This is a genomic window from Enterococcus sp. DIV1279b, assembly GCF_050531515.1.
Classification (GTDB): Bacteria; Bacillota; Bacilli; order Lactobacillales; family Enterococcaceae; genus Enterococcus_D; species Enterococcus_D casseliflavus.
In genome coordinates this window covers 896,501-916,700 of the sequence record NZ_CP172891.1, presented here as the reverse complement: position 1 = coordinate 916,700, position 20,200 = coordinate 896,501, and the positions used below count along the sequence as shown (strand labels likewise).

Sequence of the window (20,200 nt, the reverse complement as noted above, 5' to 3'; positions counted from 1 at the left end):
AAAATAAAAAAGAAAAGAAGCCAACTCCATCAGTAAAGACAGAGTTGGTCGCGACCGCTGCGCTTGGCTCGATACAATGCTTGATCCGCTCGTTCTTGTGTTTGCTGTAGCAACTCGCCCTTTTGCCGTTGTGCGATCCCAATCGACAACGTGATGCTGACCGAATCGCCTGCATCCAAGATGATCTCTTGGTAACGGATGCGCTTTTGAATTTTTTCGAGGAGATAAGCAGCAGCCTGTGCGTCTCCTTGGATCAAGATCGCAAACTCTTCCCCACCGATGCGATAGACCGGATTGCTCGCTGTACAGTAGGTCGAAAAAATACGAGCGATTTCTTGCAAAATCACATCCCCAGCACGGTGTCCGTAACGGTCATTGTAATTTTTGAAATGATCGATATCGATCAAAGCGATCGATAAGTCCACCTCGGTCGTGTCTAGGCGTTGGCGGTCATCTTGAAATTTACGGAAGTTGTTCAACTGCGTAAGATCATCGATTTTGACCAATGCCAAAATGCGCTGCATATCATTTACTATCGAGTAAAGGAAAAACGCCAAAGTATAGGCCAGAATGCCATAAACTATATAAATTAGGGTCGTTTTTTGAATATCACCCGTCAGATAAAAACCAAAAAGAAAGGAGATAGCGATCAAGTAGGTAATTGATAGGAACAACTCTTGTTTGTCAGTAAATCGCCGTTTGGCCCAGGCATGCAGAAATGTCAGTGTCACTATCAAAAAAAACGTAAGATATAAGTTCAACCAAGACGATTTTGATACTTCAAACAAGAAACGCCCTAACGCTAGATTGACCATCGTCGGTACGGTCACCTTCCACCCCAGATATTTCATGGAAAAAGCGTAAAGCAAAAAGCGCAGGTCAAATCGCGTTTCGTATACGACGTAAGAGAAATTCATCATCAGCATCCCTACCACGGTTTCACAAGCAATCGCAGCTGCGATCTGTTTCGCTTTGAACGTCCCTTGGCCAACGAATCCGTCACTGATTTTGAATAACAAATAAATATTGATGATAATTGCGCCTAAATTTGCGAGTGTATTGACAACCAGCGTATTTGCCATTTCCTGTGCTTCCTTTCTAAAAAAAAGAACCCTTACTTGCTGATTCGACGGGACAATTCCAGAAACATTTCATTGGAAAAGCGGACAAAGCATCAAGTAAGAATCACTATTTATTATTGACAGTTTTTATCACTCTTGATTTAGAATAATTTACCAGAAATTATACATAGTTTCAATCTTTTTGTTGATATACGAAGATTCTCAAGATAAATAAAAAAAGCAAAATGTATATTTTTTAAATAAATAACATTATTTCTTTATTATTACTAACTTTTTGTGCATAAAGATTTAATTCTTTGTGAATTTGTGCAAATCATTTTTTCATTATTTTTTTACGTGTCAGGTAAGGTGCACACCCGATTTCGACCACTTTGTTTTGCGAGATAGAGTGCTTGATCGGCTCTTTCGACGGCTGCCAAGATATCGCCATGACAAACGGTGCTCGCTTCAACGCCGCATGACAAAGACATCGTCCCTTTTTCAAAATTGGCGACAGGAAACATACTGCTGGAAATGGTTTGACACAGCGTCGTCATCGCAGCTATGGTCTTTTCTTTGACATCCCCTTCGATCACGACACAGAACTCTTCGCCTCCATAACGATAAAAGGAAAAGGTCTCGGCAAAATGCGCCTCTAAAAAAGTAGTCGTCCGTGTGGCAAAGGTTCTCAACAGTTCATTTCCAGCGATATGACCATAACGGTCGTTGACCTTTTTGAAGTGATCGAGATCGATCATGGCGATCGTCACAGTCTTTTTCTGTGAAACGGCTTGAAGCAGATCGTGGTTATAGGTCCCATAGTTGAAGCAGCCGGTCAACGCATCGATCTTACTATTCGCCAAATCTGCCAGTACTTGGTACTCTTCGCCTTCAATCAACCGATGCAGCCACATAAAGCCGCCCAACAGCACAAAAGAACCAACAAGTACTGCCAACATCGCTTCCCAGTCATAGGTCGTCGTATGATGGACCAACATCGAAAAACGCGGTGAGAGCAGACAGGTCAAAAAATACATCAAATAAAATTGCTGTTGCGGACGCAGCGGCTTGATTTTTGATAAGAGAAAATCAAGGACAAAGACACCGACACCTAATAGCGGTAAATAAAAGGCTTTGCCAATGTCAGAAAAACCGACAAACAGTAAATAGAAAACGACCATACACGGCGTTATCAAAATCAAGATCTTGCCACGATCACCATAGAAAAAATGACTCGCAATAAAAGCAGTTGTGTATTGATAACAGATAAACCCAACTGAATTCATTGAAAAAGAAAGAATAAAATACAAATGTGTAAACGTCAGAATACCAATAATAAAATACTTAAATGGACGAGAAACCGATATTTTTTGCACACTTCGTACAAAAACATCTGCGGTCACCAGTAAACTGGCAATCATCAGCGGCAAACCAAACGCCAAGAGCACGCCTCGTTCTAACATTCCATCACAATCGCTCTCCTTTAGACCATAAATATCCTTGTTGTAAATGAACCCCCATCTCAAGCAGCTGCGTCATCTTATCGCGGGTCTCGATGTCTTCAACGATCAACTCAAGCTGATACTTTTTGGCGACCTTCAACCAACAGGTCAAGAAACTAAACCCGATCTCCTCATCGAGCTGAATAAACGGCAGTAGTGAAAATTTCAAACAATCCACATTTTCAAGATTGGCAAAGACCAATGACAGGGTATTTTGGCCACAGCCGATGTCATCGACAGCGATCACATAGCCATAGGCTTTGATTTTTGCAAGAGCAGTAGACAAATCAAAAGAATCATGCTGACCTTTTACAGGATGCTCTGTTAATTCGATCTGCAACTGCTCTTTGTGGGCAGTCATCCCCTCAAAAAAAGTCCACGTTGACTGCCACAGCAGCTGTTGTGGATGAATATTGACACTAAAGCGGGTTTTCGGCTTTTTTTGGCACAACCGTTGCAGCTCCTGGGCATACCACCCCATCAACTGCTGATTGCCGCTTTCAGATTGAATCATTGCGCTGAATTCTTGTTGCGGAAAGCGGTTGTTTTTCTCGCTGCGCAGCAAGACCTCATAGCCGTTCACCTCTTGCTGACTTAGCGATTCTACCTGCATGATTGGTTGACATAACAGATAAAAATTGTCTGTGTTTTCCCAAATTGTTTCATTTCCCATCTTCGTTAAGCCCCCATCTAGTAAAGTTATCACTTCCGAAAATTGGTCATATTCGTATCATCGCTCGTTCATAGTCCTTAGAAAGAGAAGCTTCAAAGGAACTGACTTGCCTAAGTATACCAAATAGAGCCGCAGTTCCCCAACTATTTTAGATGATTGGGCAGAAATTTTTGTGAAAGATTGGACAGAGATTGTAGCTTTCACCCATAGTTCCTCTTTCTTCTGACAGTTGGAATTCTGCGCTTTTCTTGTATCAAAAACGCTGTTTCTGGCTGACTTACACGTTGGTCGATTGGCGGTTTTGACAGCTTCTTCTGCTCATCCTCATAAAAAAGCCAGCTGAACAGGAATTGTTCAGCTGGCTTCCTTTTTCTGTTAATAAATTAAATAGTCAGAGGCACCGGCTTGCTTGATCTCGATCACCAGCTTATGAGGCAGGCAAATGCTCGTCTGCCCATTGCGATAGATCCAGCTGGTTTTGACAGCAATCTGGTCGGGACTATTGTCTTCACGAACTCGGATCGCGCCATCTTTGATCTCGACGATATTGTACTGACCTTCTGCTGGATAGTAGGTTTTTTCCATCGCATCGATTTCTTCTAAGTTAAAACGGTCAACCTCTTCTCCATTGATCCGCACGATTGCATACCGATCGCCGGTATCACTTTGAGCTTGTGCTTCAAATAGAAAAAGCGGTAAAAAAGAGCCGACAACTAACAGAATAAACAGCAGATAATCATAGGGCTTTAGAAGTTTTAAAAATGGCTGGATCGTCTTTTTCATCACATGTACGCCTTTCACGGTTCATTCACTGTTGCTTTTTAGAAGGTAATCGCTCTTCAAAAAAAGCAGTTAGGTCGATGATCTCTTCCTCTGTGAAGGTTTCTTGCTCCCATTGGGTAAGAATTTGTTCTTGCAAAGCCAAATCCATTTCCCAAAAATGCTCGATCTTCTTGAAATGCTTTGAGTCAAAGGAACGAAACACGGGGTAGATCATCAAAAATTCTTCAAAGGTAAGATCCCAGTCCTCAGTATAATCTTTAACGACCCCTTCTGACAAGGCTTTTTCCGTCGGATCGCCGTTTTCTTTAATCAAGCCTGCTTCGTAAAAATGGCGATAGATTGCCTCTTTGGTGATCTCTGGATGAAATTTTTTACTGTGACGATAGGCTTCTTCAATCAATGACGGATAGATGATCTCCATTTTCCCCCTGCTTTCTGGACGGCGTCATAAGACGGCGTTAATTCTTTTCGATCGGGTGCTGCGCTTTATATTCTGCTAATGATACATGGTGGCTGCGCTTTAAGGTTCCTGTTGTCCCATCAAACGAAATCGCTGGTGCTTTGACGCCATAGTGGGTCCGGCGCTTATTCTTTTTTGCTTTTGATGTTTTTCTTGCAGGTACTGCCATGTCATTTCCAACTTTCTTTCACTTTCTCATTATGCACGCAGCTGCAATGCATTTTTTCGTTTATTTCGCTTAAATTCATGAATGATCTTTAATGCGCGTTTCCTTGTTTTGATGTTCGGGCTCTTTAAACGTCGATACGCACTAGACAAGTCCGTTTTTTCCATATTGACTCCTTTCTTTTACCAGCTTGCTTTTGTAACTCCGGGAATTTCTCCGAGATGTGCATGCTTACGGAAATTGATCCGTGACATGCCGAATTTATTCATGTAGCCGCGCGGACGTCCATCGATCATATCCCGTTTCTTCAAACGAGTCGGATTCGAATCCTTCGGTAGTTTGGCCAATGCTTGGGTATCTCCTTGTGCTTTTAGTTCTTGACGTACTGCTCGGTATTGTTCGATGAGTTGTACTTGTTTGTTGTATTTTGCAATTTTTGATTTTTTTGCCATTCAGTTATTTTCCTTCCTATTTCTTGATTTCACGAAAAATCGCTCTGCGCCGCAACTTTGGTGAATATTTTTTTAATTCTAAACGTTCCGGCGTATTGCGCTGGTTCTTATTGGTCAAATAAAGTCTTTCCCCTGTCTCCACACATGCCAAAATAATATTGTTTCTCATAATAACCAGCTCCTTTCTCTTGCGTCACACCAAAAGAACACTTAAAGTGTAACGATTACGTTTTGTATCATATCACACTAAAACACAGGAAGCAAGCAAAACTATTTCTTCTTTTTGTTATTTAACACGTGAAGAAAACGTCATATGAATTTGTTTTCAACCGTCACTGTCATTGACGGCAAGATATCAGGACCCTGTAGCTTTTGATCCCGCAAAAAAATCACCTGATCTTTAAGTAATCACTGGTCGGTCTTTTCAAGCAGCCCAAGTCGTGATTCTTTGTCAGGTGATTTCATTCGGTTAATTTACTGATTGGTTCTCATGTGATGCAAGCCATTCACTAATCGCCTGCAAGCGTTCTATCCGCAGGTTCGGTAAGCCATTGCGCGACAAACCATGAGAGGATTGAGGAAACAGCATCAGCTTCGTATTGACGCCTTGACGTTGCAATGCCATGTAAAACTGCTGTCCTTGTTCTTGCGGACATCGCAAATCATTTTCCCCATGGAGGACTAGCGTAGGTGTCTTGACTTGGCTGGCATAGGCCAAAGGCGACATCTTCCAAAGTCCTTCGGTCTCATCAAGTTCCCGCAACAATTGGAATTTGACAAAAGCTGGTCCAATGTCGCTCGTCCCATAAAAGCTGATCCAATTTGAGATCGAGCGTTGCGTAACGGCCGCACAAAAACGATCGGTATGGCCAACGATCCAGTTGGTCATAAAGCCGCCATAACTGCCGCCAGCCACGTGAATGGTGTTCGTATCGATTTCTGGATGGTTTGCCAACACGGCATCCACCCCCAACAGCAAGTCTTGATAATCTTTATTGCCATAATCGCCTAAAATCGATTTGACAAACGCCTGACCGTATCCTTGCCCGCCACGAGGGTTCAACAAGATGACCCCATAGCCATTAGCGGCATGGACTTGCATCTCATGGAAAAATGTTTCCCCATAGCAAACTTGCGGACCGTCATGAATGTACAAAATCGCTGGATGATTCTCCTTTGTTTCGGTCGGGGGTAAATACCAGCCTTGAATTTGCCAACCATCTGCTCCTTCGTACCAAAACGCTTCGGGTTTACTGATCGCTAACTGTGACATAACTGCTTGGTTGGGATCATAGAGATCGGTTACTTCGCCACTTGTTAAGTCAATCAAGGCTAAGCGACTAGGGATCGTTGGCGTCGCATAAGCAACAGCAAGTTTGGCTTCTGAATAGATCGCCGCATCGAGGATATCCATTTTTTCATCAAGCAGTTTGGTCCATTCTCCTTGGATCGTGGCACGGTACAATTGTAGCTTGCCATGTTCCGTTACGGGTACAAGGAATGTGTCATCCGTCAACCAGGTGATCGCTACGCCACGATTTTTTTGTTGAAAATCACTGATGATCGCATTGCCAAAGGCAACATCTAACTCCTTGGAAAGATTCTTGACTGCTTTCGTTTTTAAGTCGATCAAAAACAAATCATCCAAGGTCACAAATCCGTAAGAGAGATCATTGCCTAATAGTAATAGCTGATCATTGCGCGCAGCAGCAAAAGTGTAGGTTCCTTCTGGCAGAATGTTTTCTAAACTTTCTGTCTTTTTCGTCTGGCTATCAAGGAGACAAACCTTCGAGCCATAGTCCCATTCATCTTCTTCCTCTTTGTCAAAGGTGAGGAACAACGTCTTCTGATCATCCGCGATGCCAGAAAAAACAAAGGGAGAATCATGCTCAAAAATCAGTTCCGTTTCTTGTGTCGCGATCGTTTTTTTGATGATTGAATGTTTTTTTTCTTTTAAAAAGCCGACGCCATCCGCCAAATAATTGACTTTCGTAGTAGCTTTTACTTCTGGAAATTCCTTTTGCTTGTCCGTCTTTTCTGTGTCGTCTTGATTCTCTGAGACCGGCTCTTCTTGTGCTAGCTTATAATAGACCGCCGTTGCGTCTTGCTTCCAAAAGACCCTTCTCAGTGACAAGTGCTTGGGGCTTGCCGCCGGACACTGGCATCGTCCATAACGTACTTTCACCTTTCTTTGGATCGGTCGTCACAAAACTGAGCCATTGCTCATCTGGCGAGACCTTTAGGTTGTTGTGGGCCGTCGCTTCGATGCCCCACTCACGCCGTTCGTTGGTCTTTGGGTCAATACTATAAATCGCTGAATCATACGTATTGGTCTCTTGGTTGACTGCCGTTTCCAAGTAAAAAACCTGATTTTGCCCCACTGCAGGCTGCGCAATCGTTTTCAGTTTAAACAGTGTCTCATTCGTTATTTTTTCCATCCGTTTCCCTCCAAAGATACGTGTTTTCGCAGTAACTATCTACTAGTATATCAAAAGAAACGAATTTTTCTGCTTTTTTCCCGCCTTTTTTTAATAGTGAAATCCTCGCAGATTCGCTACTTCTTCAAAACCAGCCAACGTTCCCGTCTGCCGCAAGATCTCCTGCCCATTTTCTAAAAGGGTCAAGGCAATTTCCGTACTGGCGCTTTCGCGAATGATCCGATTCATTTGCCCAATAGAAGGTGCTAACAACGAATGGCCTTCTTTCGTCAACACTTCGATCGTCAGCAGCCACTGTTTTTGTTTGAGATGGATCACTAAACGGTCTTCCGTACGTTTGACATCATGAATCTTTGCACCATGATAAGTAGCAAAACGATATTCTTGGCTGCCGACTTGCAGAACACAAATCGTTCCCAAAAAAGCAAAACCAGCAAAGGGAATGTCGGCTGCGGAGAAAAAGAACCGAACATCTGGCGCATCAAAGCTATTGCACTGAACCCAAATATAAGCTGCTGGAAAGGAGGTTCCCCAGTCTTTTTCCAAATAACCGATCCCGTTCGTAAAATCGATTGGTTCTTCGTTCCAGTACAGCGTACCTTCTAAGGTATGACTCATGCTCAAGACACCGTGGTAGCATTCCATAAATGACAGATACGAAAAAGGCCCCATGATACTCGGCGCATAACGTGTCCGCTGAATCGGTTTGTGGTCGTTGTATTTTACTGCTCCTTGTACTTGGAGATCGTTATTTTTTAAAGAAACTTGAATGCCTGCTTCACTAAAGATATTGTCACCAATCGTTACTTTTCGCTCCTCTTCTGAAACCTGAAAATCAGTTTCTGGAAAGGAGAAGTAATGCGCGCCCTCATGATTGATCACTTGAATGAACACTTCTTTGGTACCGTCTTCTTGAATCGAAAGACCAGGAATAAAAGCATAGACTTCTTCACCAATTTGGTGCTTATGGTACCAGCCTTCAAAAAAAGCGGTCTGCTTGTCGTGGCCGTGAAAGAACCGATCTGTTGTCAACATCTTGATTTCCCTCCGTTTCTTTTTTAAGTGTAGCATGAAGCAGAAAGATTCCTCAGGATAATGCTTTTGTCCATGTAAAAAAGCCAGAAACAAGCAACACACTTGTTTCTGGCTTTGCTTATTGCTTTTTCATCACTCGACGGGTCCACCAGAGAAAAATAAGAAACCCTACAACGAGCAGTGTCAAAAGTCCGCCGGTCATCCACGATGGATCCCCAATGTGATAAAATGCCATGGCTTTTTGCAGGCAACCAAGCAACACAAATACCCCCAGTAGAAAAACGATCGGATAAAAAGCTTTTTCTTTGCGTGATACAACAAAAACGATCGCCGCTACCAGCAAACTGCCAACCAATACTACATCAAAAGGAAATGCGATCGTCAGGAGCCACCAGTTTGGGGTCAGCAGATTGATCAACAGTGAAAGACCAATCCAGCCACTCACAACGAGCCAAAGGGAGCCGAAACGAATCACCTTGCTTGTGCCCTTCTTTTGATAGATGGTTTTGCTGATGATCGCAAAAATCCCGATGACCGCTACCACAGTTACCAATCCTGTCAAAAGATAATCCAGCAGGTTAAGGACCAGTGGTCCTTGATTTGTAAAATCAGCTATAAACTTGATCCCCCAACTGATGCCAACCGCTAGATACGCCAATTTGAGACGCTCTTTGAGATTACTCTTTGGCGTGTTTGCCAATAGTTCATCTGCTACCCCTTTCGGATCATTGCCAAAATAGTGTTGCGCCTCTTCCCCATGAGTTTGTGCTTCTAATAAATCCATTGCAATCGCGTATACCTGCTCTGTGACTTTATGCTCATCGTAAAAAAGGCTGGAAAGTAAGAGGTAGCTTCGAAAATCATCAAAAAATTGGCGATTTTTCTCATTGAATTGTTGCTCGATCAGATTGGTTTGCTCTCGCCAATAGGACGTCTCTTGTTTATTTGCCATGTTTCCTCACTCCTTAAATAATCCATCGACTTTCTTCATTAGGTTCGTCCATTGTTCTCTAAATTGTGCCAAATAGTCTATGCCTTTAGGGGTGATCGAGAAATACTTGCGATCAGGTCCTTCAGGTGATTTTTTCATCTCAGAGGTAATAAGTTCTTGTTTTTCCAACTTCTGCAGCAAAGGATAGATCGTGCCGCCAACGATCGTTTCAAAGCCTCTTTGCTTCAGTTCCTGTACCAGTTCATAACCATAAATCTCTTTTTGAGCAATCACTTGCAAAACACACCCTTCCAAAACCCCTTTTAGCAATTGCGTCTCTTTCACGATTTCCCTCCTTTGGTTCCCTTTATCTAGTATGTTATACAAACTAGTGTTGTACCTAGTATACGTGTTTGTCACTAGTTTGTAAAGCATACTAGTAGAATAAAAAAAATCTCCTAAGAAGAATTTTCTTCTAGGAGAATTTTATCAGATGATTCAACGCTTCACCCCGCGTTGATAGGAATCATTGTACGCTTGAAAAGACTTATCGTGGAGTTTAGCCGCTGCATCTGCCAACCAGTTGACATTTCTGATCAATGCGCGGCCTTGTAAAACCAAATCCACTTGATTGGTTTGCAAAAGATATTCGCAAAGATCAGGATTATCCAATAAACCGACTGCTGCTACGGGAATATCGACCACTTGCTTGATAGCTGCAGCAAAGGGCACTTGGTAGCCATCATAGATCGGAATATTAGGCTTTTTATCCACCACACCGCCTGTGGAACAGTCAAGACAATCAATGCCATCTGCTTGAAGCCATTGGGCTACTTGCTGCCAATCTTCCAACGAATTTTGGCGTCCTGGTTCTTCATAGTCTGTCAGTGACAAGCGCATCCACAAGGACCCAGAAAAGACTGCTCGAACTGCTTGTACCGTTTCTTTTACAAAGCGATACCGATTCTCTAAGGAACCACCATACTGGTCGGTGCGTTGATTGACGAAAGGGGAAAGAAATTGATCCATCAAGTAGCCATGAGCCCCATGAAGTTCGATCATCGTGACACCCGCTTTGGCTGCTCGTTGGGCAGCCTGAACAAAACTATCTTGCACCCGTTTGATTTCCGACAGGGTCATTTCTGACGGTAACGGGTAGCGTTCGTTAAAGGCAACGGCACTTGGTGCCAAAGGATTGCTGGCATCAACTGCTTTTCGTCCTGCATGACTTAGTTGGATGCCTACTTGCGCATCGAACCCATGCAGCAGTTCCACCAATTTCGTCAGCTCTGTTTGCTGTTCTTCATTCCATAGCCCTAGATCATTGTTTGTGATTCGTCCGTCTGGTTCAACGGCAGTCGCTTCAATAATGATCAAGCCGACTTTGCTTAATGCTCGTGCCCCATAGTGAACAAAATGAAAGGGTTCCGCAACACCGTCTTCTTTTTTTACTTCATACATACACATCGGCGACATAACGACGCGGTTGGCCAATGCTAAATTCGCTAGCTTCACTGGTGACAATAATTTGGACATGCTGACACTCCCTCAACGATTTTTCGCTTTGTATTTTTCTCTATATTCAGTATAAACAGCCCCTTCAAAAACACAAGTGAAGCGACCCCCAAAAGTTAGACCAAAAAAATCTAACTTTTGGGGGTCGTTATTTGTATGGCAAAATATCCTTTTGAATTAAAACTAAAAATCGTTAAAGAATATCTTAGTGGCGTGGGCGGATATCGGTATCTTGCCAACAAATACGGTATTTCAAGCAAGTCTCAAGTAAGTAATTGGGTGAATGCCTATCGTGAATACGGAGAGGAAGGTCTATTGAGAAAGCATCAAAATCAGAAATATTCTGTTCAATTTAAGTTAAATGCGCTAGAGTTATATCAAACAAGTGAGATGTCCTATCGAGAAGTTGCTAGCACTTTAGAAATGAACAACCCTGCGCTTATTGCCAATTGGATGCGTAATTTCAGAGAAGCAGGTATTGAGGGGCTCTCAAAAGAGAAAGGGCGACCACTTACTTTGACTAGAAAAAAAGAAAACAAAAAAGAAAATACAACAACTGAAGAACGCGATCGTATCAAGGCATTAGAAAAGCAAGTCCGATCCCTTCAAATTGAGAATGCCTTTTTAAAAGAGTTGAGGAAGCTGCGAAAACAGGAAGCCCAGCAAAGACGCAAGAATCAATCGCACGAATCATCGCCAGCCTCCGAGGATCATTCAAACTAGTTGAGCTTCTTGAAACATTGAAATTTCCTAAAGCAACCTATATGTATTGGCAGAAACGGTTTGACAGACCAAACCCAGACCAAGAAATTGAAGAAAAAATGCTTGAAATTCGCAAAGAGCATAAAGACTATGGCTGTCTGCGACTAAAAAAAGAATTAGAGAATCAAGGGATTCATGTCAATAAAAAGAAGATTCAACGTCTGATAAAAAAACTAGGTATCGAAGTAAAGTCTTACACTCGAAAATCTCGACGGTACAATTCTTATCGTGGGAAGGTTGGCACTGTCGCCAAAAATCGTATTCATCGTCGGTTTTATACAAATATCTGTCACCAAAAAATTACAACTGATACCACAGAGTTTAAGTATTATGAAGTAGACACCACAGGTGTCGTTCGTCAGAAAAAGCTGTATTTAGATCCTTTCATGGATTTCTACAATAGTGAAATTCTATCTTATCGGATTTCTGAAAAACCAAACGCACTAGCCATAATGGAAGGATTAGAAGAAGCAATCCAGATGACAAATGATTGTCCATTTCGTAGAACCTTCCATTCAGATCAAGGATGGGCCTATCAAATGAATGCTTATAAGAATAAATTGAAGCAGCATAAAATCTTCCAGAGTATGTCTCGTAAAGGGAATTGTTTAGATAACTCACCTATGGAAAACTTCTTTGGTTTATTAAAGCAAGAGATTTTTCATGGAGAAGTCTATCGGAGTTTAGATGAATTGAAAACAAAAATTGACCAATATATCTATTATTACAACCATAAACGCATCAAAAAGAAATTAAATTGGCGAAGTCCGGTTCAGTTTCGAGAAGCTGTAAAAACAGCTGTCTAACAGTTAATCTTATCGTACAAAAAAGGAGTGGATTTCTCCACTCCATAAAAGTGGCTCTATAATTTATGGGACTGATGAATCAGAATTGATTCTTCAGCCCCATTTTCATTTTAGGTATTAAAAAACATATCGTTCTCTAGTATGATTAAATCACCACAAAATAAACAACTGAGAGGACGATATGCTATATGAATGATTCTATCAAAAAAATGCTGAGAATAATAGAGAAAGATTTGATGATTACAGAGGTCTCTTACGAGACCCTTCAGAAGAAAAAGACGTTGGTCGTCGATGCTGTTCTCTCGCCTACTCCTCGTGCTTGTAGAAGTTGTGGTTCTACTGTGGTAGATGGAAACGGGAAAGCAATTATAGTGAAAAATGGGAAGAAGGAAACAATTGTCCGTTTTGAACAATACAATCATATGCCTTTGGTTATGCGCCTAAAAAAGCAGCGCTATACCTGTAAAAACTGTCGCACCCATTGGACTGCTCAAAGTTATTTTGTCCAACCCAGACATTCAATCGCAAATCATGTTAGATATAAAATTGCTTCTTTACTGACTGAAAAAGTATCTTTATCTTTTATTGCGAAAAGCTGTCAGGTATCTTTGACCACCGTTATTCGTACATTGAAAGAGTTTAAAAGCTATTTACCAAAGCAATCTAAGAAGATTCTCCCAAGAGTATTGATGGTTGATGAATTTCGTTCGCATGCTTCCATAGAAGATAAAATGAGCTTTATTTGTGCAGATGGCGAAACAGGAAAATTAATAGATGTTTTGCCTACGCGTAAATTACCTCGATTAACAAGCTATTTCTTAGGTTGTACCAATCCAGAAGAAGTAGAATTCTTGGTGACAGACATGAACGCCGCCTACTTCCAGCTCACCAAACGTGTTCTGCCAAATGCGAAAGTCGTGATTGATCGGTTTCATATTGTCAAACACATGAATCAAGCGTTCAATGAGTTGCGTATCCGTGAAATGAATGAACTTCGTAAAGCCGGACAGAAAAGCCAGGCAGAAAAACTGAAAAAGAACTGGCGCTTTTTGCTAAAAAATCGTGCAAACATCAACCATTATGAATACAAAACATGGAAAAGTTTCCGAGCACCAAAATACCCATTTCTTACTGAAGCAATGATGATTGATCGATTGCTTGAGTTTTCTCCGCCCCTAAAGGAGGCGTATCGCTTTTTTCATGAATTAGTTGAAGCCTTTCGAGACAAAGACCCTGACTTATTTTTCTCCTTATTGGCAGAACTTCCCGAAACGTTAGATGACGGCTTTCGGGAAAAGCTTCAAAACCTTCTGACCTATGAAGAAGGCATCACCAACGCAATGATCTATCCTTATTCCAATGGAAAAATAGAAGCGAAGAATACCCACATAAAGACAATGAAACGAGTATCCTACGGATTTAAATCATTCGAGAACATGAGAATTAGAATCTTTTTGATCAATCAATTAATCAATGTAAGATAACAAAAAATCTGAGCCAGAATCTGGTTCATTCTGACCCAGATTTGATTTTGCACAACTCATCAGTCCTTATTGACAAAGAGCCATAAAAGTCTAACTTTTTGGGGTCACTACAAAGCAATGACCCTTTTTCCCATTTTTAAAACAAAAAAATAGACGCATTCTGCTTGCTCCCATGACATTGGAACAATCAGCTGCCTCTTCCCACTATTATTATACCGCATCCAGAGTCAAAAAAATAGACTAGTATTTTTGGTGGATGCTCGTATAATTTAGATACTTTGGAGAATGGATGTGAGTCTGAATGAACGACCTAAAGGCTGAAAAGAAGCATCTCGCAGACACGTACCAGCAATTGCTGACACGAAAGACAGTGCTGAGCAGTTTCTTGACTGAAGGCAGAAAAAAAGATCGCCTTGCGATGCAAAGCATCGGCGAAGAGATTCGCTTAAACTTTGATAATTTTGCTGACCGTTTAGATACTTTTGCTGCCATCGAAAGTAAGAACCGTGAGATCGACCAAATGAACGCCGCTCTTCAATCTGCTGAACGTGAATTAGCTGCCATCGACCGTCTACTGGATAGTCCCTACTTTGGTAAAATCTCCCTACAATTTGAAGATGAGGAAACGATAGAAGATTTTTACATTGGAATCAATGGTTTTGTTAATGAAAATAAGGAAGGGTTGATCTATGATTGGCGCTCCCCTATTGCCGAATTGTTCTATGCCAAACGCTTGGGCCCGGTCTCTTATCAAGTGAACAATCAGACGATTTCTGCCGCTCTTGAACATCGCCGACAATTTATTATCGAAAAAGATCACATGAAGCAAGCCTTTGATACCTCAGTCGCGATTCAAGATGAAGTGTTACTGGCAGCCCTTGAAGCCAATAATAGTCAAAAAATGCAAGATATCACTGCTTCGATCCAACACGAACAAAACGTCATCATCCGTGACTTAGCGCATAAAAACCTACTGGTCAACGGTGTTGCTGGAAGCGGAAAAACGTCTGCTGTCATGCAACGGATCGCCTTTTTGCTGTACCATTTTCGTGAAGAGATGACCGCAGAGAATGTCTTGATCCTCTCCCCGAACTCTCGGTTTATTGATTATATTTCGCAAGTGCTGCCTTCCCTCGGTGAAAAAAATCCATTGACATTGACCATGCGCCAGTTTTGCCAAGCATTTCCTAGTGTTGACTTAGAATCGGAAGAGGCGTATTTTGACCGCATCCAGCAAACACCCAGTGAAGCAATCGACCTTTTGCGCAGTGCTGACTTTAGTCGCTTTCTTCAATCCTTGAGCAAACAGCTGCCAGAAGAACTTGTGCTTCAGTTTAAACCAATCAAAAGAAAAAACGTCGTCCTTTTTTCTGAAGAAACGATCGACACTTTCTTACAAGAGACACCGAAACAGGCATCCTTGCGCGATCGCATCCAAGCAGTCAAAAAGAAATTGGCTTACGCTTGGGAGGAACGACTGCAAAAAAATGCCTTAGCAGCAAATGTTCACGACCAAGTTCGTTCTTTGACTGAAGACGAACAGCGCTCCCTCTTAGGGACAGTTTTAAAGGATGATTCAGAAAAAACAATTCAGAAAGCAGCCATTCGCCTCCTGAAGAAAAAATACGCAACGGTTTCCAAACAAATCAACGACCTTACTTGGTTTGATACAAAACGATTGTTAGCAGACAGTGCCGACTATTTTACTCACGGACAGATCACTTTGACGCAAACAACAGATAGTTTGGATTATACCGTTTGTCTATTGCTGATTCGTCATTTGCTCGCCGAAAAACAACCTGTCCCTGCGTTACGCTATCTGTTTATCGATGAAGTCCAAGATTATACGCCAGCACAAATTCAGTTTCTATTATGTCTTTTTCCTATGACCGCTTTTACCCTCGTGGGGGATCAGCAACAGGCGATCTTTACAAGTGCCATCACCGTATCAGAAATCCAAACATTATTTCAACAACAGGCGAAATTCCTCGAAACGTATCAGCTGACTACGAGTTATCGTTCTAGCGGTGCAATCACGCGGTTATTTGCCCAAATTCTACCAAAAGAAACCAATTTAAACATCTCTGCCGTTCGACCAGAAGGAAAGTTGCCACAGTTTTATGCCAATCTGTCTGATATTGCCTTGGTAGACATAGTAAAGGAACTTAAGCAGCCAGTAACGATCATCACCAAAGATAGTCGATCCAGTGAGGAGCTCAAACAGTTCTTCGATAAACAGGCCGTGTCATTTCATGGAACGGTTTTACCGATTCATCTTGCCAAAGGATTGGAATTTAAGCAGGTCCTCTTATATGATGTCTCAGAAGAAAATTATCATACCGATCAAGATCGAAGGATTCTCTATACGGCGATTTCTCGTGCAATGGAAGAACTGGTGGTAACTTCAAAAGGAACCTTTTCGCCATTTCTCCCTCCTTGCTAGTAGATCGAGAAACCTCCTATTTTCTATAGAATCTTGATGAAATTTGAGAGAACCCTGTCTTGCTTCTCTAGATAGTTCTCTTATCTGACTGATTTAGAAAGCTATCGATCAAATAAAAAAGCATCAACGCGATTGCGTTGATGCTTTGCTTTTGAATTGATTAGCGATGGATGTAAGTATATCCAGATGCGCTCATTGTTGCAGTGTTTGGTCCACCAGGACTGTCAAAGCCCATTCCGCCTTGAGAGATTGTAATCGTATTGTTTGATGGGTTGTATGATTCAACATAAGCTACGTGTCCATAAGTTGGATCAGCAGTCCATTCGCCACCAACTGATTGACCAGCGGCAAAGACTACAACGGCACCGGCTGCTGGTGTACCATTGACAGTGTATCCATCAGCTGCAGCTGATGCACCCCATTGTGCACCATTACCCCAGTAAGTACCTACCCAAGGAGCGCGGTTTTTCACGTACCAAGTACATTGACCCCAAGCATACATGTTACCTGAGCTTGAATGATCTTTTCCGCCGCCAGTAGAAATACTTCCGGTAGAATTATTGTTTGATGCAGAATTTGAACCTGAGTTACTTGAGCTTGAATTGCTTGAACCAGTGTTTGAAGAGCCTGCGTTCGATGAACTTGAGCTGTTAGAACTGCTGGTATTGCTTGAACTTGTGTTGCTTGAAGAACTACTTGTTGCTGTTTCAGTAGAAGCTGTTGTATTCTCTGTCGTGCTTTCAGTTGATTGAGCAGCAGCTTCTTGTTGTGCTTCTTTCAAAGCAGCAGCTTGTCTTTCTTCTTCTGCTTTTTGAGCAGCAGCAGCTTCTTGTTGTTCTTTCAAGATACGGGCTTTTTCAGCTTCCGCTTCTTGTTTTTTCTTGTTCAAAGCATCTTTGTCTTTTTCAGCAGTCGCTTGTTCTGCTGCTAAGTTTGCTTTCAAGACATTTAAATCAGCTTGTTTTGCCGCGATGGCATCTCTTTGTTGGCTAAGTTCTGCTTGGTTCGCAGCAACTTCTTGGATCTTGCTTTCGTTTTCTTTGACTTTGTCTTCAACATCTTGTTTGTCTTGTTTTTGTTGTTCAACTAAATCATTGTTTGCATTGACGATCGTTGTCATCGCTTGTACGCGACCGATAACATCCGTTAAAGAATCTGCTTCTAAAACAGCATCAATGAAATTGGTGCTTTGACCGTTAACTTGTACATCACGGGCTTGCTTTTGGATTGCTTCTTCACGTTTGGCAATACGCAATTTCAATGTTGCGATTTTGTCTTGCAATTTCTCAGCTTCTTGACCTAACTCAACTTGTTTCGCTTCTAATGAAGCAACTTTTGCACTCACTGTTTCAATTTCTGCTTCTAGAGAATCGATTTGTGATTGGGCGTCAGCTTGCTGACCTTTAAGAGAATTGATTTTTTGGTCTTGCTGCTCGATTTGATCATCAATGGAATCTGCAAATGCTAATGCAGGTGCTGCAACTGCTGTTAATGTTAGTGAACACACCATTAATGCTGATAACAAACTATTCTTCACTCGTTTTTCCTCCGACTAGCTGGTTGATTTGACAGATGAACTGCCTTTATAAAAACTTAATTTTGTCTAAGAAAGTTTAATGTTCGATTTAACGACAAATGAATTCTACCATAATGATATGACACACAGATAAAGGAAATGTTACAAAAATGTTTCAATCTAACACTCCCTTTATCTCAACGATAAATAACAGGACAATTAAAGACCGTTAAATCAACGTTTCTGAATAAATTACCGCATTTTCTTTTCATTTTCATCATCTAAAATAAATTCAACTCATGTTATCTTTATCAAAAGTAAGGCTAATTATTCAAGGATTATAACTTGATCACAATTATTTTAATAAGAAAAACTGTGAAAACAAGAAATCATTCAAAAAAAGACCATTTATGTGACAAGATCCCTATTCCTTTCTATAATAAATAAAACAAGCGAGGAGGGAATCGCGATTCGTACACACAAAAAATGGTTTTGGCCATTGGCACTACTTACACTTTTTGTCACCTGTTTCCTGTTATTCTTTCAATTTCGTAAGGTGCATGAAGCCGATACTCCATTGAAACAGGCGAGCAACAGTGAGTTTTGGCTCTTAAGTGATATTCATTTTCTTTCCTCCACGCTCCATGATAACGGCGCAGCCTTTCAGACCTTCACAAAGGGAGCTGCTGGCAAAGAGATGACGTATCAAGAACAATCGATCGAGGCCTTCACCGCTCAAGCCTTAAAAGAGAAACCCACGGGAATTATTTTGACCGGTGATATGACGCTCAATGGCGAGAAAGCAAGTGCTCAAGAGTTGGCAAGATTGCTTGAACCATTGCAAGAAGCTGACATTATGGTTTTAGCATTACCTGGCAACCACGAGATTTACAATGGTTGGGCGCGAGCATTTAAAGGTGAAAAGGAATACTACGCAGATCAAATCAGTCCTGAGGATTTTCAAACGATTTTTGCTGAAGGTTACGAAAAAGCCAACAGTATCGACAAGTCTTCCCTTAGCTACAGCATTCAGTTAAACGACAAGTATCGTCTCTTTTTGCTCGATTCATGTATCTACGATTCTGAGGTTAATTGGGATGATCCTACTACGAATGGTGAGTTGAAACCGGCTACTCTAACTTGGTTGGAGGAGCAATTAACCCTGACGAAAGAAGCGGAGCAAGTACCACTGGTCTTCTTGCACCATAACTTGTTCGGTCATAATGAACTCTTACAAGACGGTTATGTTCTTGACAACGCCTCTGAGACTGTCGCTTTGTTGGAACGCTTCAACGTGCCAGCCGTTTTCTCTGGTCATATCCACATTCAAGACATTAACGAAGGGAATGATTCGCTTTATGAAGCAGTCACTGGGTCTTATTCAACGGCAGAATTAGGCTACGGCGTCCTTTCTCTTTCTGACAAGGAAATCAACTACGAAGCACGCCAGATTGATCTCGATGCTTGGGCGGCTGAAACGAAGCAAACTGATGAACAGTTGCTGAACTATCAAAACTACCAGAAAAGTATTTTTGAAAAAGACACCGACCAACTGGTCCGTGACCAATTGTCCGCAGTGTCTGAACTGTCAGATGCCCAGATGACAAAACTTTGTACGTTTGTCACGAGGCTGAACACTGCCCTTTTTACTGGCAATGATACTTACTCAGCCGAAGAAAAAGCTGCTATCAAAGACTCCGAGGAGTATCAGTGGTTAGCGACCTATTCTTACTTTTTGAAGCAATATGTCGATTCAATGCTGGACGATCAAACCGATGATCGCAAGCTGACGATCCCCCTCACAGCAGAATAAAGCCAAAAAGTGTCTTCTTCCTTTCTTTTAGGAAAAAGACACTTTTTCTTTTCTAATGAACGATAGCCCTCTCGTTTGGGTAAACGAGAAGGCTATCTGACGAGTCAATATTTATTCTTTGAAAGTGCAGCATACTATTACTACTATTATTTATTTCTCATTTAAACGATACAATCCCTAACCTCTATTGTATCCTTGTAACTCTGAAGTTACGCCAGGTTTGAATAAATTTCTTCAAAACAAGTAACGTGTGGTACAAAAATATTTGTCGCTTATCAATAACTATACCACGCAACAAGGCGCCAACGGAAGTAAACTAGCTTATTCTTAATCATTACTTAAACAAAAGGTATTGTTTTC

General features: G+C 41.6%; 19 protein-coding genes and 1 pseudogene. 5 read left to right on the top strand and 15 right to left on the bottom strand.

Features of this window, described 5'->3' with window-relative positions:
- Positions 1 to 29: 29 nt before the first annotated feature.
- From IGI71_RS04340 to IGI71_RS04275, 14 genes and pseudogenes are all read right to left on the bottom strand, one after another.
- Complete coding sequence (locus IGI71_RS04340; protein ID WP_005225346.1) at positions 30 to 1,082, bottom strand: GGDEF domain-containing protein; 1,053 nt, start codon at positions 1,080 to 1,082, stop codon at positions 30 to 32.
- 332 nt (positions 1,083 to 1,414) lie between these two features.
- The gene (locus tag IGI71_RS04335; RefSeq protein ID WP_010747649.1) at positions 1,415 to 2,524 is read right to left on the bottom strand and encodes a GGDEF domain-containing protein; all 1,110 of its coding nucleotides are present in this window, start codon (positions 2,522 to 2,524) and stop codon (positions 1,415 to 1,417) included.
- A gap of 4 nt (positions 2,525 to 2,528) precedes the next feature.
- On the bottom strand, positions 2,529 to 3,236 hold the full coding sequence (locus tag IGI71_RS04330; RefSeq protein WP_010747648.1) for an EAL domain-containing protein: 708 nt from the start codon (positions 3,234 to 3,236) through the stop codon (positions 2,529 to 2,531).
- A 375-nt stretch (positions 3,237 to 3,611) separates the two neighbouring features.
- A complete protein-coding gene (locus IGI71_RS04325; RefSeq protein WP_034868672.1) occupies positions 3,612 to 4,019 on the bottom strand; it encodes a NusG domain II-containing protein in 408 nt (135 codons plus the stop codon).
- A gap of 25 nt (positions 4,020 to 4,044) precedes the next feature.
- Complete coding sequence (locus IGI71_RS04320) at positions 4,045 to 4,440, bottom strand: hypothetical protein (RefSeq protein WP_010747646.1); 396 nt, start codon at positions 4,438 to 4,440, stop codon at positions 4,045 to 4,047.
- 37 nt (positions 4,441 to 4,477) lie between these two features.
- A complete protein-coding gene (rpmF, locus tag IGI71_RS04315) occupies positions 4,478 to 4,648 on the bottom strand; it encodes a 50S ribosomal protein L32 (RefSeq protein WP_010747645.1) in 171 nt (56 codons plus the stop codon).
- Positions 4,649 to 4,677: 29 nt separating this feature from the next.
- Positions 4,678 to 4,812, bottom strand: coding sequence for a putative metal homeostasis protein (locus IGI71_RS04310; RefSeq protein ID WP_005237325.1), 135 nt, complete (start codon positions 4,810 to 4,812; stop codon positions 4,678 to 4,680).
- A 15-nt stretch (positions 4,813 to 4,827) separates the two neighbouring features.
- A complete protein-coding gene (rpsN, locus tag IGI71_RS04305) occupies positions 4,828 to 5,097 on the bottom strand; it encodes a 30S ribosomal protein S14 (protein ID WP_005225340.1) in 270 nt (89 codons plus the stop codon).
- Positions 5,098 to 5,113: 16 nt separating this feature from the next.
- Positions 5,114 to 5,266, bottom strand: coding sequence for a 50S ribosomal protein L33 (gene rpmG, locus IGI71_RS04300; protein ID WP_005225339.1), 153 nt, complete (start codon positions 5,264 to 5,266; stop codon positions 5,114 to 5,116).
- A gap of 300 nt (positions 5,267 to 5,566) precedes the next feature.
- Positions 5,567 to 7,535, bottom strand: a pseudogene (locus IGI71_RS04295) (prolyl oligopeptidase family serine peptidase).
- A 90-nt stretch (positions 7,536 to 7,625) separates the two neighbouring features.
- Positions 7,626 to 8,570, bottom strand: a complete 945-nt coding sequence (locus IGI71_RS04290) for a tocopherol cyclase family protein (protein WP_010747642.1) — start codon at positions 8,568 to 8,570, stop codon at positions 7,626 to 7,628.
- Positions 8,571 to 8,688: 118 nt separating this feature from the next.
- Positions 8,689 to 9,522: a hypothetical protein gene (locus tag IGI71_RS04285; RefSeq protein WP_010747641.1), complete on the bottom strand. Its 834-nt coding sequence runs from the start codon at positions 9,520 to 9,522 to the stop codon at positions 8,689 to 8,691.
- 6 nt (positions 9,523 to 9,528) lie between these two features.
- Positions 9,529 to 9,846: a PadR family transcriptional regulator gene (locus IGI71_RS04280; RefSeq protein ID WP_430616183.1), complete on the bottom strand. Its 318-nt coding sequence runs from the start codon at positions 9,844 to 9,846 to the stop codon at positions 9,529 to 9,531.
- Positions 9,847 to 9,999: 153 nt separating this feature from the next.
- Positions 10,000 to 11,037 carry an NADH:flavin oxidoreductase/NADH oxidase gene (locus IGI71_RS04275; protein WP_010747640.1) on the bottom strand — a complete coding sequence of 346 codons (1,038 nt, stop codon included), beginning with the start codon at positions 11,035 to 11,037 and terminating at the stop codon, positions 10,000 to 10,002.
- A 135-nt stretch (positions 11,038 to 11,172) separates the two neighbouring features.
- Here IGI71_RS04275 and IGI71_RS04270 point away from each other — a divergent pair, with 135 nt between their 5' ends.
- From IGI71_RS04270 to IGI71_RS04255, 4 genes are all read left to right on the top strand, one after another.
- Complete coding sequence (locus tag IGI71_RS04270) at positions 11,173 to 11,739, top strand: helix-turn-helix domain-containing protein (RefSeq protein WP_016249835.1); 567 nt, start codon at positions 11,173 to 11,175, stop codon at positions 11,737 to 11,739.
- A complete protein-coding gene (locus IGI71_RS04265; RefSeq protein WP_317756472.1) occupies positions 11,697 to 12,584 on the top strand; it encodes an IS3 family transposase in 888 nt (295 codons plus the stop codon). The genes IGI71_RS04270 and IGI71_RS04265 overlap by 43 nt, the downstream gene beginning before the upstream one ends.
- Before the next feature lie 188 nt (positions 12,585 to 12,772).
- Positions 12,773 to 14,068: an ISL3-like element ISEfa11 family transposase gene (locus tag IGI71_RS04260; protein ID WP_016249833.1), complete on the top strand. Its 1,296-nt coding sequence runs from the start codon at positions 12,773 to 12,775 to the stop codon at positions 14,066 to 14,068.
- Positions 14,069 to 14,369: 301 nt separating this feature from the next.
- Positions 14,370 to 16,511 (top strand): HelD family protein, encoded by a 2,142-nt coding sequence (locus IGI71_RS04255; protein WP_010747637.1) that lies wholly within the window; start codon positions 14,370 to 14,372, stop codon positions 16,509 to 16,511.
- A gap of 160 nt (positions 16,512 to 16,671) precedes the next feature.
- Here the strand turns inward: IGI71_RS04255 and IGI71_RS04250 are convergent, their stop codons facing one another.
- Positions 16,672 to 18,048, bottom strand: a complete 1,377-nt coding sequence (locus IGI71_RS04250) for a CHAP domain-containing protein (RefSeq protein WP_015509160.1) — start codon at positions 18,046 to 18,048, stop codon at positions 16,672 to 16,674.
- A gap of 391 nt (positions 18,049 to 18,439) precedes the next feature.
- Here IGI71_RS04250 and IGI71_RS04245 point away from each other — a divergent pair, with 391 nt between their 5' ends.
- Positions 18,440 to 19,840 (top strand): metallophosphoesterase, encoded by a 1,401-nt coding sequence (locus IGI71_RS04245; RefSeq protein ID WP_010747635.1) that lies wholly within the window; start codon positions 18,440 to 18,442, stop codon positions 19,838 to 19,840.
- Positions 19,841 to 20,200: the final 360 nt, after the last annotated feature.

Bases quoted from the DNA above. Each gene is read 5' to 3' on its own strand.
- IGI71_RS04255 (WP_010747637.1), top strand. From the start codon at position 14,370: ATGAACGACCTAAAGGCTGAAAAGAAGCATCTCGCAGACACGTACCAG.
- IGI71_RS04270 (WP_016249835.1), top strand. From the start codon at position 11,173: ATGGCAAAATATCCTTTTGAATTAAAACTAAAAATCGTTAAAGAATAT.
- IGI71_RS04340 (WP_005225346.1), bottom strand. From the start codon at position 1,082: ATGGCAAATACGCTGGTTGTCAATACACTCGCAAATTTAGGCGCAATT.
- IGI71_RS04275 (WP_010747640.1), bottom strand. From the start codon at position 11,037: ATGTCCAAATTATTGTCACCAGTGAAGCTAGCGAATTTAGCATTGGCC.
- IGI71_RS04290 (WP_010747642.1), bottom strand. From the start codon at position 8,570: ATGTTGACAACAGATCGGTTCTTTCACGGCCACGACAAGCAGACCGCT.
- IGI71_RS04330 (WP_010747648.1), bottom strand. From the start codon at position 3,236: ATGGGAAATGAAACAATTTGGGAAAACACAGACAATTTTTATCTGTTA.
- rpmF (WP_010747645.1), bottom strand. From the start codon at position 4,648: ATGGCAGTACCTGCAAGAAAAACATCAAAAGCAAAAAAGAATAAGCGC.
- IGI71_RS04285 (WP_010747641.1), bottom strand. From the start codon at position 9,522: ATGGCAAATAAACAAGAGACGTCCTATTGGCGAGAGCAAACCAATCTG.
- IGI71_RS04325 (WP_034868672.1), bottom strand. From the start codon at position 4,019: ATGAAAAAGACGATCCAGCCATTTTTAAAACTTCTAAAGCCCTATGAT.
- IGI71_RS04260 (WP_016249833.1), top strand. From the start codon at position 12,773: ATGAATGATTCTATCAAAAAAATGCTGAGAATAATAGAGAAAGATTTG.
- rpsN (WP_005225340.1), bottom strand. From the start codon at position 5,097: ATGGCAAAAAAATCAAAAATTGCAAAATACAACAAACAAGTACAACTC.
- IGI71_RS04335 (WP_010747649.1), bottom strand. From the start codon at position 2,524: ATGTTAGAACGAGGCGTGCTCTTGGCGTTTGGTTTGCCGCTGATGATT.
- rpmG (WP_005225339.1), bottom strand. From the start codon at position 5,266: ATGAGAAACAATATTATTTTGGCATGTGTGGAGACAGGGGAAAGACTT.
- IGI71_RS04320 (WP_010747646.1), bottom strand. From the start codon at position 4,440: ATGGAGATCATCTATCCGTCATTGATTGAAGAAGCCTATCGTCACAGT.
- IGI71_RS04310 (WP_005237325.1), bottom strand. From the start codon at position 4,812: ATGGAAAAAACGGACTTGTCTAGTGCGTATCGACGTTTAAAGAGCCCG.